This is a genomic window from Spirosoma fluviale, assembly GCF_900230225.1.
GTDB classification, from domain to species: domain Bacteria; phylum Bacteroidota; class Bacteroidia; order Cytophagales; family Spirosomataceae; genus Spirosoma; species Spirosoma fluviale.
The window spans coordinates 1,359,473-1,375,108 of the sequence record NZ_OCNH01000001.1; the positions used below are offsets into that span (position 1 = coordinate 1,359,473).

At 49.4% G+C, this 15,636-nt stretch carries 16 protein-coding genes; 6 read left to right on the plus strand and 10 right to left on the minus strand.

The window, feature by feature from the left end:
• The first annotated feature begins 85 nt into the window (after positions 1-85).
• From CRO74_RS05630 to CRO74_RS05650, 5 genes are all read left to right on the plus strand, one after another.
• Positions 86-1,024 (plus strand): hypothetical protein, encoded by a 939-nt coding sequence (locus tag CRO74_RS05630; protein WP_097125014.1) that lies wholly within the window; start codon positions 86-88, stop codon positions 1,022-1,024.
• A 112-nt stretch (positions 1,025-1,136) separates the two neighbouring features.
• Complete coding sequence (locus CRO74_RS05635) at positions 1,137-2,213, plus strand: formylglycine-generating enzyme family protein (RefSeq protein ID WP_097125015.1); 1,077 nt, start codon at positions 1,137-1,139, stop codon at positions 2,211-2,213.
• A 108-nt stretch (positions 2,214-2,321) separates the two neighbouring features.
• The gene (locus CRO74_RS05640; protein ID WP_097125016.1) at positions 2,322-3,953 is read left to right on the plus strand and encodes an ABC-F family ATP-binding cassette domain-containing protein; all 1,632 of its coding nucleotides are present in this window, start codon (positions 2,322-2,324) and stop codon (positions 3,951-3,953) included.
• Between the two features lie 119 nt (positions 3,954-4,072).
• A complete protein-coding gene (locus CRO74_RS05645) occupies positions 4,073-5,425 on the plus strand; it encodes a dihydrolipoyl dehydrogenase family protein (RefSeq protein ID WP_097125017.1) in 1,353 nt (450 codons plus the stop codon).
• Between the two features lie 128 nt (positions 5,426-5,553).
• Complete coding sequence (locus CRO74_RS05650) at positions 5,554-6,174, plus strand: TetR/AcrR family transcriptional regulator (RefSeq protein WP_097125018.1); 621 nt, start codon at positions 5,554-5,556, stop codon at positions 6,172-6,174.
• Between the two features lie 48 nt (positions 6,175-6,222).
• Here CRO74_RS05650 and CRO74_RS05655 read toward each other — a convergent pair whose 3' ends face one another.
• The 10 genes from CRO74_RS05655 to CRO74_RS05700 all read right to left on the minus strand — a co-directional run bounded on the left by CRO74_RS05655 (position 6,223) and on the right by CRO74_RS05700 (position 14,558).
• Entirely contained in the window at positions 6,223-6,666 is a 444-nt protein-coding gene (locus CRO74_RS05655; RefSeq protein ID WP_097125019.1) for a (4Fe-4S)-binding protein, read from the minus strand.
• A 67-nt stretch (positions 6,667-6,733) separates the two neighbouring features.
• A complete protein-coding gene (locus CRO74_RS05660; RefSeq protein ID WP_097125020.1) occupies positions 6,734-7,147 on the minus strand; it encodes an OsmC family protein in 414 nt (137 codons plus the stop codon).
• Positions 7,148-7,263: 116 nt separating this feature from the next.
• A complete protein-coding gene (gene pyrE / locus CRO74_RS05665; protein WP_097125021.1) occupies positions 7,264-7,902 on the minus strand; it encodes an orotate phosphoribosyltransferase in 639 nt (212 codons plus the stop codon).
• 34 nt (positions 7,903-7,936) lie between these two features.
• A complete protein-coding gene (locus CRO74_RS05670) occupies positions 7,937-9,220 on the minus strand; it encodes a hemolysin family protein (RefSeq protein ID WP_097125022.1) in 1,284 nt (427 codons plus the stop codon).
• A gap of 121 nt (positions 9,221-9,341) precedes the next feature.
• Complete coding sequence (locus CRO74_RS05675) at positions 9,342-9,569, minus strand: hypothetical protein (RefSeq protein WP_097125023.1); 228 nt, start codon at positions 9,567-9,569, stop codon at positions 9,342-9,344.
• A 4-nt stretch (positions 9,570-9,573) separates the two neighbouring features.
• Positions 9,574-12,237, minus strand: a complete 2,664-nt coding sequence (gene ccsA, locus CRO74_RS05680) for a cytochrome c biogenesis protein CcsA (RefSeq protein ID WP_097125024.1) — start codon at positions 12,235-12,237, stop codon at positions 9,574-9,576.
• A gap of 89 nt (positions 12,238-12,326) precedes the next feature.
• A complete protein-coding gene (locus CRO74_RS05685; protein WP_097126025.1) occupies positions 12,327-12,767 on the minus strand; it encodes a cytochrome c maturation protein CcmE domain-containing protein in 441 nt (146 codons plus the stop codon).
• Positions 12,768-12,824: 57 nt separating this feature from the next.
• Positions 12,825-13,079, minus strand: a complete 255-nt coding sequence (locus tag CRO74_RS05690; RefSeq protein WP_097126026.1) for a CcmD family protein — start codon at positions 13,077-13,079, stop codon at positions 12,825-12,827.
• Between the two features lie 67 nt (positions 13,080-13,146).
• Entirely contained in the window at positions 13,147-13,806 is a 660-nt protein-coding gene (gene ccsA / locus CRO74_RS05695; protein ID WP_097125025.1) for a cytochrome c biogenesis protein CcsA, read from the minus strand.
• A 77-nt stretch (positions 13,807-13,883) separates the two neighbouring features.
• Entirely contained in the window at positions 13,884-14,558 is a 675-nt protein-coding gene (locus tag CRO74_RS05700) for a heme exporter protein CcmB (protein ID WP_097125026.1), read from the minus strand.
• A 284-nt stretch (positions 14,559-14,842) separates the two neighbouring features.
• On the opposite strand from CRO74_RS05700, the gene CRO74_RS05705 reads away from it, so the two are divergent.
• Complete coding sequence (locus CRO74_RS05705) at positions 14,843-15,607, plus strand: sulfite exporter TauE/SafE family protein (protein ID WP_097125027.1); 765 nt, start codon at positions 14,843-14,845, stop codon at positions 15,605-15,607.
• The last annotated feature ends 29 nt before the right edge of the window (positions 15,608-15,636 follow it).

Sequence of the window (15,636 nt, forward strand, 5' to 3'; positions counted from 1 at the left end):
TTGAGGACGGTCGATTAAAGATAAGCGTACAACCGAAGCGTGAATTAACTTAGCCCAAAATTTACTAACCCGCCACCCTGCGCCCATGCTTTTTTTAAGCCTTAGTATTCTGCTTTCTGTACTGCTACTGCTGAATTTTCGGTTATTCCCGCGCTACGAGATCAATACGTTTCAGGCCATTGTGTTTAACTATCCGGTCTGCTTCATTACGGGATTTCTGTTGTTGCCTGCCGGTCAAACCTTTTCCATCGACTTCTCGCAAACCTGGACCTGGCTCGCTCTGGGGCTTGGCGTGGGGTTTATCCTGACGTTTTTGCTGTCGGGGGCGTCCACCCAGCGGATGGGTATTACGGCCACGTCGCTCGCCAATAATCTGTCGTTGGTTATACCCGTCTGTTTTAGCCTGTTCGCCTTTCGGGCGGGGGGCGGTGCCGCTGCGTTCGATGTGCTAAACTACCTCGGGTTGGTACTAGCTTTGGTAGCGGTTGGTCTGAGCACCTACAAAAAAGAAACGATCGTTGAAAAGCAGATAGGGGAGACCTCTCCAAAGATCAGCCGACTTGGGGTAAGTGCCCTTTTGCCGGTGGCCGTCTTTGTGTTTTATGGCGCAACAAACACCATGATCAATTACATGAATCTGCGTTATATCCCATCTACTGATAAAACCGTTCAGGTGACGCTCACAATGGTTTTAGGAGCTATTGTTGCCGGATTAGTGATGTTGACTGTACGCATTATTCAGGGAAAAGAGCAAATTCAACTTCGGAGTCTGGTGGGTGCCGTGACCCTTGGCGTACCCAATTTTCTGAGTTTTTATACCCTGTTGCTGGCACTTTCGGCGTTTGGTAGTAACGGTGCGTTTGTTTATCCGTTATACAACATTGGCGTTATACTGCTGGCTGCGGTGGTAGCGGCTTTGTTTTTTCGGGAACAATTGTCAACCGCTAATAAGGTTGGTCTTGGGCTGGCCGTGGTAGCTATCGCGCTGATTTCGTGGCAGGAGTTGGCTAAAGCCTGGGGTTGAAAAGGCAATAGGTTTACCCGTATGGCTGCCCTTACCGCGCAACTGAGAAAAGAGACAATCCATTATAAAGACGATGAAGCCCTCAAAATCAGGGAAAGTAAACTACAGTACTATGTTGAAGACCTGTTTCGGGTTTACGCTGCTCGCGGGCTTGGTAGCCTGTAACACGACGAACGAATCAACGAATGAACAAGCCCAGGCGGCAGATTCGGCGGCTGCCTGTGTGGCTAAGGGAATGCCATCCCGGTCGGCCGCGATCCGGAACGCATCGTCGGGTACAGCAGTCGGTACTGGTAGTACAGCCGACATGGTTCTGCTTCCCGGCGGTACCTTCCTGATGGGAGCCGATGAATTTCCCGACGCCCGCCCGGTGCATTCGGTTACTGTGAAAGCGTTCTGGATGGACACGCACGAAGTAACCAATGCTGAATTTACCCGGTTCGTGGCTGCTACCGGCTACAAGACGGTGGCCGAGCGTCCGCTGAACCCGGCCGATTACCCAGGTGTGCCCCCCGAGCAATTGGTGCCGGGGTCGGCCGTTTTTACACCACCAGTGCAAAAGGTTTCGCTGGCTAATCCATTGCAGTGGTGGGAGTACGTGAAAGGCGCTAGCTGGAATCATCCCAACGGCCCGAAAAGCAGTATAAAAGGGCACGAGAATGAGCCGGTCATCCATGTTAGTTACGAAGATGCCGTTGCCTATGCAAAATGGGCCGGAAAGCGTCTGCCAACCGAAGCCGAATGGGAGTTTGCCGCTCAGGGCGGAAAAGGAAACAGAACGTATTACTGGGGCGAAGAACTAAAGCCATCCGGCAAATGGATAGCCAATATCTACCAGGGCGATTTTCCGTCGAAGAACACCACCGAAGACGGCTTTGCCGGTGTGGCCCCCGTTAAGTCGTTCTCCGCTAATCCATACGGGCTTTATGACATGGATGGTAATGTGTGGGAATGGTGTCAGGATTTTTACCGACCGGATTACTACATGAAATCGCCGAAAATGGATCCACAAGGGCCTTCAGACAGTTATGATCCTGAGGAACCCGGTGCGGTGAAACGTGTACAGCGGGGCGGTTCATTCCTTTGCAGCGACCAGTATTGTGTTCGTTACAAAGCCGGAAGCCGGGGGAAGGGCGAAGTTAGCAGCGGAAGCAATAACCTGGGATTTCGGTGTGTACGAGACAAATGAATCCGGTTGAAAAAGAAAACTTGGCTTATGGACTACCTGAAGTAAGACGTCCCGAATCCGACTAAAAATTCGTATCTTTGCCGTTCAATCTGAAAAGGGAATCACATCATGGTATCGGTACAAAACGTCTCACTTCGCTATGGTAAGCGGGTGCTTTTCGACGACGTAACTATAAAGTTTACATCCGGCAACTGTTATGGCGTTATTGGCGCTAACGGGGCGGGAAAATCAACGTTTCTGAAAATATTGTCGGGCGAAATTGAGCCGCAAACGGGCTCGGTTATTATAACACCCGGCGAACGGATGTCGGTGTTAAGCCAGAATCAGTCGGCTTACGACGAATTTCCCGTGCTGCAAACTGTGATTATGGGCAACAAACGCCTGTATGACATTATGCAGGAAAAAGATATACTTTACGCAAAGGAAGAGTTTACGGATGCCGATGGCGAAAAGGCCGCTGAACTCGAATCGGAATTTGCGGAGATGAACGGCTGGGATGCCGAGTCTGATGCCGCTAGTTTACTGTCGGGCCTGGGCATCAAAGAGGATATGCACTACACGCTGATGAGCGACATCAACGGGTCCGAGAAGGTCCGGGTGTTGCTGGCGCAGGCACTTTTTGGTAGCCCCGATGTACTCCTGCTTGACGAGCCGACTAACAACCTCGATGTGGAATCGGTATTGTGGCTCGAAAACTTCCTGGCGAACTTCAAAAATACGGTTATCGTCGTTTCCCACGACCGGCACTTTCTGGATCAGGTTTGTACGCAGATTGTCGACGTTGATTTCAGCAAGGTCAAGCTCTTCGCGGGTAACTATTCATTCTGGTATGAGTCGAGCCAGCTCGCGTTGAAGCAGCGGCAGGATCAGAATAAGAAAACGGAAGATAAACGTAAAGAACTCGAAGAGTTCATTCGTCGCTTCTCGGCCAACGCGTCGAAATCCAAGCAGGCTACCAGCCGGGGCAAATTGCTCGAAAAGCTGACCCTCGAAGATATTCAGCCCTCCTCGCGTAAGTACCCTTACGTGAACTTCAAAGCAGAGCGTGAACCCGGCGACCAGATACTGACGGTCGAAAACCTGACCTATACGGCCGAAGACGGAACGAAGCTGTTTGAAAACCTGTCGTTCACGATGAATAAGCAGGATAAGATATTCCTGTTTAGCCGCGATGGACTGGCTGTTTCGGCCTTGCTGGATATTCTGGCGGGCGATCGTAAGGCAGATTCAGGTACATTCCGTTGGGGGATTACAATTACGATGGCTTATTTTCCAACCGATGCCGAAAAAGAGAAATTCTTTCAGACCGATCTTAACCTGGTTGACTGGCTGCGGCAGTATTCGGTGGAGAAAGACGAAAGCTTTATCCGGGGATTCCTGGGACGGATGCTGTTCTCCGGCGAAGAATCGCTGAAAAAGGCAACCGTGTTGAGCGGGGGTGAAAAAGTGCGGTGTATGTTGTCGAAGATGATGCTGTCGGGGGCTAACCTGCTGATGCTCGACGAGCCAACCAACCACCTTGACCTCGAATCCATCGAGTCGCTGAACAACGGCCTGATCGACTTTAAGGGGCCAATTCTGTTTACCTCACACGATCACCAGTTTGTGCAGACAGTGGCTAACCGCATTATCGAAATTACACCGGCGGGTATTCTGGACAAACTGATGACCTACGATGAATACCTCACCGACGAGCGCGTTAAAGCGCAGCGTGAGGAGTTGTATGAGGCTGTGGCGTAGTAGGTTAATTCATAAATTGATTTTAGTGAAGTGGCTGATTCAGACGGATCAGCCACTTTTTTTAGCCGGTGAGGGTGGTTTTTGCGTTATACGTATGACCATTCACTGTCTTCATTTGTATGCTTACGTTTGACTTAATTGTAGTTGGTACTGGCTCGGCCGGTGCAACGGTTGCCCAAACGGCCCGGGAAGCCGGTAAATCTGTCGCCATTATTGATAAATTACCCTTTGGCGGAACCTGCTCGCAGCGGGGGTGTGATCCTAAAAAAGTATTGGTAGGGGCGGCCGAAATCGTAGCCCGCTCGGAGCAGCTAACAGATAAAGGCATTACGAAACCCACTACGGTCAACTGGGCCGACCTAATGCGGTTCAAGAAGACGTTCACCAGTCCGATCCCGGAACGTACACAAACGAAATTTTCTGACCTGGGTATTCAGACCTTTCACGGAAGTGCTTCATTTTTATCGGCCAGTACAATCCGGGTTGGTGAGGACGAACTGACCGCTAAGCACATTGTGCTAGCAACGGGTCTGCGGCCACAGTTGCTCAACATTCCCGGAGAGGAGTTACTGATCGATAGTACCGGGTTTCTGGAACTTCCTGAACTACCGGCCAATATCGTTATGGTGGGTGGAGGCTATATCGCTTTTGAGTTTGCTCATATTGCTGCCCGCGCCGGAGCGAATGTTACTATTCTCCATCAGGGCCAGCGCCCGCTGGAGGGCTTCGATGCCGATCTGGTTAAGTTGCTTGTAAAGGCCATGGAATCCATTGGGATTCACGTTGTTCTGGGCGCTAAAGTAATAGCTGTGCAAGGTAATCCAGATAAGCAGACTGTTTGGTATGAACAGAACGAAAAAGAACATACTGTCTTAGCAAACGTAGTCGTTCATGCTGCCGGACGTATAGCCGATGTCGCTGAACTTAATCTGGAAAAAGCCGGTATTCGCGTTGGGAAGAAAGGTGTAACTGTAAATGAATACCTTCAAAGTGTATCGAACCCTGGTGTGTATGCCTGTGGCGATGTGGCCGATAAGGGGTTACCCCTCACACCCCTGGCTTCGTATGAAGGACGTATTGTAGCCGGGAACATCCTGAATGGGAATAACCGGGTGTATGAAGATACTCCTGTGCCAACGGCGGTTTTTACTATCCCGACTTTGGCCTCGGTTGGCCTGACTGAGGAACAGGCCAAAGAGAAAGGACTCAAGATTAAAGTAACGTTTCAGGAAACCAGTGACTGGTACAGCAGCCGACGCATCAATGAGTCGTTTACCGCATTCAAAACGATAGTCGATGCGCAAACCGATCAGATTCTTGGGGCGCATTTACTGGGGACTGGCAGCGAGGAAGTCATCAACTTATTTACGCTGGCAATTAAACATCAAATCACCGCAAAAGACCTGAGAAATACGTTATTGGCTTACCCTACGCATGGGTCGGACTTGAGTTCGATGTTGCCTGAGGATTGAAAAACGGAATTAGCAGCATACTATCTATTCCGTAAATAAGCTTATTTCGTGTCATAAATGTCTGTTTACTTGTATACTTTTGCTTAGGTGTAATTACTAAAGATTTGAGTATTTACAGCCGTGAAGTAATGAAAGAGAAAATTATAATTAGTGCACTTGAACAGTTTTTGCGCTTTGGGGTTCGAAAAGTAACGATACAGCAGATAATATATCCATTGGGCTTATCGACACATGCCGTATACAAATATTTCGCCAGTAAAGAAGATCTGGTGGAAGCGTGTTTGTTAGTTCAATATGAGCGGCTGTTTCAACAATATCAAGAGATCGAAGGTCGGGTTACTAATCCTGTTCTGTTGCTTTTTCAGCTCTATCAAAAGCTTATGAGTCTGGATTTTGCGATCAATCCCGTGTTTTATTCCGACTTGAATCGGTACTATCCTGAATTGCAGGATAAAGTACTTGACAACGAAATCAAAAGATTTGGCCCGTTCTTCTTCAAAATAATAGAAGCCGGGAAAAAGCAAGGCTACATACAGGCCAATGTACCGACGGAAATATTTGCCGTAGCCCTAAATGCGGTGTATCGGCTACTGACCCGGTCGAACACGTATGAGTTATTCGAATCAAGTCCTTTCGAACTGGCGAATCATACCGTTGGCCTGTATATACGAGGAGCTTGCACCGAAAAAGGTATTCGCGAAATAGAAATCAATAAGTCATTAACTTTATTCGAAAAGCCAAGGGCGTAACTCCCTTTGTCAACAGACGTTGTCATGTATGTAACAACGGTCTATTACTCAACCCACAAAATTTACCTTCACATGCGATCCGTCGCAATAAGGTTTGTTGCTGCTGGCACCACAGCGGCAAAACGCGGTAACTTTGTTCTTCTTCGTTTCCTGTCCGTCGGCACTCTTTACAGTCAAATTGCCATATACCAGTAAGGGGCCATTGGGTAGTGGCTCCACAATGCTCTCAGCCTGTATATTTTCGGGTTGCAGGTTTTGTTCATTTCGGTAATAGCTCAACGCTCTCGAAGGACAACGGTCAACCTGTTCCACAATGCGTTCGGTGCTGGCACCGTCCATCTTTACCCATGGACGTTCTCTGGGGTTAAATACGTCAGTCAATTGGGTCCAGCAGAGTTTGGAGTGAATACAAACGGCAGGTTTCCAGATAACGGTAATTTCGCCGTTCGTATACGTTTTGGTGATATCGGGGGGTGGCGTTAAGTCGGCCATAAGCAGTAGTGCGTATTTGTGTTGTGATGTCGTAACGCTTCGAACGAAATCAGTGGCAAGTAAGTACTTAATGCGCAGTGTGGCTATCTTCGATGAGAACCGTTTCAAAATCAATCGGATTCTGTAAGGTTCGATGAACGGGACAGCGGTCGGCTATTTCGGCAAGTCGGGTTCGTTGCTCGTCGGTGAGATCACCATTCAAAATGAGTTTCATCGTAAATAGCGACCGTTGGGCAATTGAATCATTCGTGTACTCAACGTGGGCAACGGCCGAGTCGAGGGGCCATCCTTTCCGATCGGCGTACATCCGTACGGTCATAACAGTACACGAGGCTAGTGAACCAGCCAGTAGCTCGCCCGGTCCCATGCCCCTGTCCTGACCACCAACCTCGATCGGCTCATCAGCAACAATGACTTGTGAAGCGGTCGATAGGTGCGTTTCATACGGGGTTCGCTCGATGCGGGCGGTAATCAGGGCCATGTTGTTGTGGTTATTAAGTTACTGGTCATTGGTTATTCATACCAAACTTATCCATTAAACACTGTCTATTGGCAGTCATTAACCACTAACTTAATAACCAGCAAACCAATAACCAACTACTGCCCCCACTGCGCCGGATTCTGACGCCATGCTGCCAGCGACGCCATGGCTTCGGCCGGAATATAATCCAGCTCCTGCGCTTCAAGCAAGAGCGCATCATAATTGCTCAGACAAACCAGCGGAATGTTTTTGTTGGCGAAGTTCTGGTCGGCTACCGAAAATCCATAGGTGAAAATAGCCGCCATGCCCAACACTTCGGCACCCGCTGCCTGAAGGGCGTTGACGACTTTCAATGAACTGCCACCCGTGGAGATCAAGTCCTCAATAACAACCACACGTTGACCATTGGTCAGATGGCCTTCGATCTGCTTACCCATACCGTGCGACTTGGGCTCCGGCCGAACGTAGCAGTATGGGATGCCTAACACATCGGCCACTAATGCTCCCTGCGGAATACCCGCCGTGGCAACACCCGCAATGACTTCAACCGACGGAAAACGTTTTCGAATGGCATCAGCCAGTGCATTTTTGATGTAGGTACGTACGTCAGGATACGCCAGCGTAACCCGGTTGTCGCAATAAATGGGAGATTTCCAGCCTGAGCTCCAGGTGAAGGGTTCGTTTGGCTTAAGCCGGACAGCCTGTACCGCCAGCAGATGCCGCGCTACTGTTCTTTGAATGGACGATTGACTCACGAGTTAGTAGTAAATAAATAAAAGCAATGGTGGACTACTCTTTGTTCAGATGGACCTTTACCGTGTCGATTCGAGTACCGTCCATCGAAACAATGGTAAACGTAAAAGGCGAAAACTCAATAATCTCGCCAACCCGGGGCACGTCCTCGTGGGTGGCCAGGATTAATCCGCCGAGGGTATCGTACTGGGGTGATTCGGGTATATGCCAGTCGTAGGTTTTGTTCAGATCTTCGATTTCATGGCGAGCACTCAACAGCCAGTTCGCTTCATCGAGTTGTTGTTCAACCCAGTCTTCGTTCGTATCATATTCATCCTGAATCTCACCGAAAATCTGTTCGACCATATCTTCCACGCTTACGATACCGGCCGTACCCCCAAACTCATCGACAACCAGTGCCAGGCTTTTGCGTTCCGACAAAAAGCGCAACAGTAAATCCTGAGCAGGCATGGTTTCAGGAACGGTAATAATGGGCGTAATGATTTCCTCGACAGTGGCGGGTTTTTTGAACAAAGCCAGCGCGTGGCAATACCCAATCACGTCGTCGATGGTGTCGCGGTAGACAACAATTTTGGAGTGGCCACTGTCCTGAAATGCCTGCCGAAGCTCTTCGACGGTATCATCGACGGCAACGGCAGTAATTTCTGTGCGGGGCACTAAACAATCGCGCACGCGTACATCCCGAAATTCGATGGCGTTGTTAAAGATCTGTGTGTCTACCTCTACTTCCTTTTCAGCGTCTGCTTTTTGATTGAGCTGCTGAAGATAGTGGTTCAGGTCTGTCAGACCGAAAACAGGCCGGATTTCCGGATTCTTTTTACGTAATACGTACCGAATAAAGAACCGCGCCGTGCCAACCAGTACCCGCACAACGGGCGCAATGGTCTTATAAATAATCCAGAGGGGCACCGCTAAGGCTTCCAAAAACCGGTCGGGGTGAATAAGGGCCAGACTTTTTGGAATATAATCGGCCAGAGGCAGGAAAATTACGGTTAGAATCAGCGTTTCGATTCCAATAACGACAAACTCATGACCGGTCCAGGTGGCGGGTAAGTAGGCTGTCAGAAGCGGATTGAGAACGGTTACGCCCAGAACAGTGTATAGAACCAGAAAAAGTGTATTACCCGTTAGGGTTGTGCCAACAAAGAGAATGGGGTTTTTCAGAAAACCGGACACCAGTTTCTCACTAAGCGGCCCTTGTTTGCTATGAAGCTCGAAGTATAATCGGTTAACCGATACATAGGCCATTTCGACGGCCGAGAAAAAACCAGCCAGTACCAGGGCAAGTAAGGCACCGAATAAAAGAGCGTAGGGTTCCATTGTTTACTAATGACCGGGTCACCGGTGCGATGATAAATGATGACCGGGTCGCCGGTGCGATGATGAATATTGTGCCTGTGCAAAGCATTCAATATTCATCATCGCACCGGCAACCCGGTCATCATTTCTTTTTTTTCTTCCGGTCTTCAACCATTTGTTTAATGGTTGGCGAGACCACTTTTTCACGTTCGAGCCGTTTGGTTCGAACGTACTGAAAAGCCAGCAGAAAGCCTAAAAATAACATCAATAGCCAGTAACTATTGCCAAAGCTGGTTCGTTGGTACTCGGCAATCCAGATGACCAGAAAGCCGGCTGCAACAGCTAAGAGAAGTATTTCTGAAAGTTTCATTTTGTTAGGCCTCCAGTTTACCTTTCATCTTGCTGAATTCCCGATACCGACGAATGGTAGCAATCAGGAAGCCAAGCACCACGACGAGAGTCCCAATCCAGAGAAGATTAATAAGCGGCTTCTCCAGGGCTTTCATTACGATGTAATCGCGTTGGGTCCGGTTAACGGCAAACGTAAATTTGCCGGTGCGTGGATCAATTTCATTCAATTGGATACGAACGCCCAGTTCATCGCTCATCTCGGCAGGGTGCGCCACCATACGGTCCTTAATAACAAAGGCCGGGTTTAGAATGTGTTCGCCATTTTTGTCGAGCACCCGAACTCTGGCCCGTACAGCGGCATCAGAAGCGCCAATTTCTACGCCATCGACTTCATTGGTTCGAGCAACATCGTCCAGAATAGCTACGTAGTCGTTCAGGAAAAACGTGTCTTTAATGGCAACAGAATACGTCTCCGTTTTCTCCCACTTATTCTCGGCCGTTGGGTCAGGCACCGACGATACGAAGGTATACATATCGCGATCCGCTTTGTGCCGAATATCGGGTGAAGCCAGCAGGCCCATCCGCTCGTTTACCTGAGCACGTGGATACAGGTTAAAAATCTGGCCGTTGGGTTCGCGGTACTCAACTTCATAATAGGTGTTCTCCGGATATAAAGCCAGCGTATCGCCTTTTTTGTGGTAGAGCTTACCATTTTGCTCAAGGTCGCGGAGGGCAATTCCGTGGAAGTCACCTTCAATCACTTCAACATCATTACGGGAAATATAACCCGGCATATCGCGGGCTTCAATTCGCTGGCCACGGTAGGTTAGCTGATAAGGGCCCATCTTCTCGGGCTGGTTTAACCACAGCAGTGTGTTTTCCTTATTTTCCTTGTTGTCGTTCTTGGTGAACTCGTCCTGCTTCGAAATCAGTAGACCTGTATTATTGATGGAAATGACCTTCGAGAAACCGGCAGAATACAGCACCCCGATCAGCATCAGTGCCATACCAATGTGCGCAATGGCACCACCCGATAACCGGTAATTACCACGGATAACACCCAATAGAATAGTGCCGTTGGTCATTAGTGCGAACACAGAAGCAACAAGCAGCGCCATATATACCGGGTTTTTCATCTCGCCAAAGGCGATGAGCGCGGCACTGATCAGTAAGGTCAGAATACCCGGCGTAATGAGTGCTTCGAATTTCTTGCCCTCGATTTTACGCCACCACATAAACTGACCAATGCCCGTGATTATGGCAATAACCACAAAGAACCAAACCTGAAATTTGTTGTAGTGAGCGATCTGGTCGGCAGGTAAGGCAAGGTTGGATATCTTTCCGAATGCTTCCAGAATCTTGTTATAAACCGGGATAGACGTTGTGGCAATTACCTGAAACGAGGCCAGACACAGGACAGTAGCGCCGATAAACACCCAGAACTCTTTGGTATAAACCGAAGCCTCTTCGGCATCCGACGGAATTTGTTTCCATTTGCGGGCCGCCAGCAGTACAGACAACGCCACAAAGACCAGCAGATAGATCAGCAGCTGACCGGAGAGCCCCAAATCGGTAAATGAGTGTACGGAGGCATTACCCAGAATACCGCTACGGGTCAGGAAGGTAGCGTAGAGGATAAGTAGGAATGTGCTGATGCTCAGAATGATAGCCGTTTTTAGGCCCGTCGATGAGCGTTTAGCAATGAGCATGGTGTGCAAAGCCGCCACCATAACGAGCCAGGGAACATACACCGCATTCTCGACAGGGTCCCAGTTCCAATACCCGCCGAAGTTAAGCGTTTCATAGGCCCAGTAGCCACCCATCATGATACCGATACCCAGAATCATGGCACCAAAGAGAGTCCAGGGGAGAGCAGGACGAATCCATTCGAGCGGTTGGTTGCGCCACAGACCGGCAATGCAGTAGGCAAACGGCACCAGCGTTAAGGCAAAACCAAGGAACAGGGTAGGGGGGTGAATGACCATCCAGTAGTTCTGAAGCAGTGGATTCAGTCCTTTACCGTCTTTGGGTACAAAGTTAGGATCGGCAGCGAAAATGGGCGCTTCCGGCATGGCTTCACTCAGCAGCAGGAAGGGCGAAGAGCCAATCTTAAACGAGTCGCCAAAAACGACGCCCAGAATCATTGACGCCAGGAACGCCTGTACCAACGCAAAAATTGCCATCATGGGCGCTTCCCATTTGGTACCCGCTTTTTGAATCAAAATAGCTCCTAAAAGGGCATTCCAGAATAGCCAAAGCAGGAATGAACCCTCCTGACTTTCCCAGAAACAGGCAATCATGTATTGGACCGGCAACGCCTTCGACGAGTGGCTCCAGGCGTAGTGGTACTCAAAGTAATGGTTGAAGATGATGTAGAAAAGCGAAGCCGCTACGCCAACCACAGCCAGACCATGCAGGTAAAAAGCCCAGCGGGCCAGTGACCGCCAATCGTCTCGGGCAGGCGGCATGGCTGCCTTTGCGACGGATTTAGCCGAATGCTTCGCCTTTTTGTTGCCAAAGTTAGCTTCACCGGCATACGCAAGTTGAGGTTCTTCGACGGCTTCCGCCTGTAGGGAACGACCCAGGCCAAGTGCCGAAATAAAATACGCTGCCGTTGCTACAAGCGCCGTAACGAACGAGAGAATAACGAAAAAGTGGCCGAGTTGCCCGACTGTGGTATGTATCATGAATAGAATGAATGAATCGTTGAGTGAATGAATGAGAGAATGCACTGATTCACCGCCTTGGCGGCACGGTCATTCAATCATGCAGCCAATTACAACTGTGCCGTTTTGGCTTCGTGTTCCGTTGTTTCCAACTTACCATCCTGGTACTTCGATGGGCATTTCAGCAGAATCTTGTTGCACTGAAAATGATCGTCCTGCATAGCGCCAATGATCACAATCTGTTCCGACCGCTCGAAATCCTGGGGCTTTGGGCTGTTAAAGACGACCTTCTGCGCCCGGTTTTCGTTGTCGATCAGCGTGAACTCGAAGTGGTTTGGATCAATAGCGGGGTTATATAGCATGTCAGTTATACGACCCTGGGCATCTTTCTGAACTTTACCGACAACGTGAATCATCTTGTCGTCGCCATCCTTCTTCATCTGCTCCGCTTTGGTGAAAGTCGTGTAAACGCTGGCATCACCCGCTGTGCTGGCAATGACACCAATGGCTACTGCAATAATAATAATACCGATTATGTGAGAGATTTTCATTTTGGTTAACTGGTTAGCGGGTGGTATGCTTTCGGGCATTCGACCACAGACAACGAACTATAAACTAAACTGCTTTTTTTTATCCTTTGCTTCTTCCTCCAATTTCCCGATCTGACGGTCGAGCCGGACCAGGTAAACAATAATGCCCGTGAACACAGCCGCAATGACGGCCACCACGACCCAGATTTTACCATCAGCCCGCAGTTGATCGGCCATCTCTACGCCGTTGGTAACGGGTTGTTGGGCGAGTAAATGCTGGCTAAATAGGAGGAAAGTCGCTAAGAGACAGATGAAGCGGGAAAACAGTCGCATTGTTGTACGGGTTGTTAATAAAATAACACAAAAATAAGGGTAATCATTCCGAAAACGGTACATGACTTTAGTCATCCAAAGCCGCTTTCAACCGTCTGAATCGAACACGTAATTCCGTGACCCAGACACCCAGCAGGATAAACCCGATAACCGCCGGGTAAAAGACCATACGCATCCGGTTGTCCATGTCATACTTACCAAAAGCCGGATTTCCACCATTGCCGGGGTGCAGGGAATCCGTTAGGCGCGGAACAATAAAAATGAGAGGAATAAAGACTGCAAAGGCAAAGATGTTATAAACGGCCGAGATTCGCCCCCGTCGTTGTTCATCATCGAACGAACCCCGCAGGACGAGGTAGGCCAGATACATCAGCATACCAATGGCAACGCTGTTCAGTTTGGGGTCGTTGGGCCAGGGCTCGCCCCAGGTGAAGTTAGCCCATATTGACCCTGTCAGGCAACCCAGCAACCCGAACAGAATGGCTGTATTGGCAAACTCGACGGCAACCAGGTCATCGTCCAGCCGACCGCTGCGAAGGTACCGGATGGAGTAAACCGCTGAAGTTAGCAAGAGGGCAATCATGCTGAACCAAAGGGGAACGTGGAAATACACGTTCCGGATACTTTCGTTCAAAATCGGCTGTCGGGGCACTACACCCAGCAACCCCTGAAGAATGACGTACGTAAGGATGATGACCGCCAGGGCCTTCCACCAATTCTTTTTCATATAAGTAGCGCGGGAGAATCCCGCATTCTAGTCTAACAGCGCGGGTAACCCCGCAACGGCGGACTGCCCGCCATAACTCAACTCCGCCATAAAAACGGAAACAATAACCAGGAAAGTGTCAGAACAATGGCGTCAATTGCCAGTATGGTACCTATTTCGCTCCAGCTTACACTTCTGTCGAGGCCATCAAGTGCATTTTTCGATACCTTGAGCAACATCAGCAGGAGTGGCAGAATGACCGGAAAACTTAGCACGGCCATCAGCGTAGCCGGATTCTCGGCTTTACTGGCAATACCCGATACAAGAGTTAAGGATGAAGCAAAGCCAACTGCCCCCAGCACCAGAGTCAGCAGGTAAAGCGGCACATCGTTGGCCTGGTTTCCCAGTACAAAGGCATACACGCTGAAACCCAAGAAGGCCAGTACCAGCATCAAGGCCGTGTTGTAGAGGATTTTCGAGAGGATAATCTGTTGCGGACTGGCGAGTGTGTAATAATACAACTGGCGTCCTGCCCGTTCCTGCACAAAGCTCTTGGCAATGGCATTGATGGCCGTGAACAGCAGAATAATCCAGAACAACGTATTCCAGACAATGGGCGTTAGCTGACCACGTCGTGCATTAAAGCTCAGGTAACAAACAAACACGGCTCCCACCATGTACAGCAACATGCCGTTAAGCGCATACCGCTGACGCCACTCCAGCAGAAACTCCTTCCGCATCAGTGCACTCAGCTGTCGTACCGATTCTGCCATACTTTGTCTATTAATGCGGCAAATTTACGGCGCAATGCTGATGCGAAAAAGAAATAGTTTGTGGTTCTGCATCCAGACGTTTTGTGCCATTACTGACGGAGTGGATTTATGGAATGATAATGCCCAATTAATCAGCCGAAAAGCCGGTTTGGTGAACGAAGCGACTGTTTTTATCCTTAATAGATCAACGTGGCAGGTTGGCTGATTTAGGTTGGATCCGGATAGATTTCCGACTAGGGGTAACCTGAAACCCCCTGTTTAGTAATGAAAGGAGTACGTTTTTAATGGATTTTTCTACGGTTCTTATTCTCTGCGGATTTTCATTCGTGGCTGGGTTTGTCGATGCGATCATTGGTGGAGGTGGGTTAATTCAAACACCGGCTATTTTGTTCAGTCTGCCACAGTATCCAATTCCTACCCTTATTGGCACCACCAAAATACCCTCTTTAGCAGGCAGCCTGATGGGTGCCTTTCAGTATAGCCGACGGGTGGCGGTGGTAGGTCGGTTCATTGGGCCGATGATGGTGATCGCGTTTGCGGCTTCCTGGCTTGGGTCATGGACGCTCACGCGGGTACCGAATAGTTTTATGAAACCCCTCGCGCTGGGTATTCTAATAGGTGTGTTTATTTATACCCTTACCAAAAAAGATTTCGGGCAGGTGTCCCATCGGGTCGTTACCGCCCGACAGCAGCGAATACGCATGTGGCTAATGGGTGCCGGGATTGGTTTCTACGATGGATTTTTCGGTCCGGGAACCGGCAGCTTTCTGGTGCTCGGGTTCATCACCCTGATCGGCTTCGACTTCCTGAAAGCCAATGCCCATGCTAAGTTGGTTAATGCATCGACGAACCTGGCGAGCGCCCTATTCTTTTTTTATGAGGGCCGGATTCTTTTTATCTTTGCCTTGCCGATGGCCTTGGCAAATTTGTCAGGAGCTTTTTTTGGGGCGCGGCTGGCTATTTTGAAGGGTAATCGCTTTATCCGGGTGTTCTTTCTGGTCTTGATTGCCGCCACTATACTCCGATTTGCGTGGGATTTGATAAAGTAGATTTGCATCAACAAACTTTCCGTCGTAAA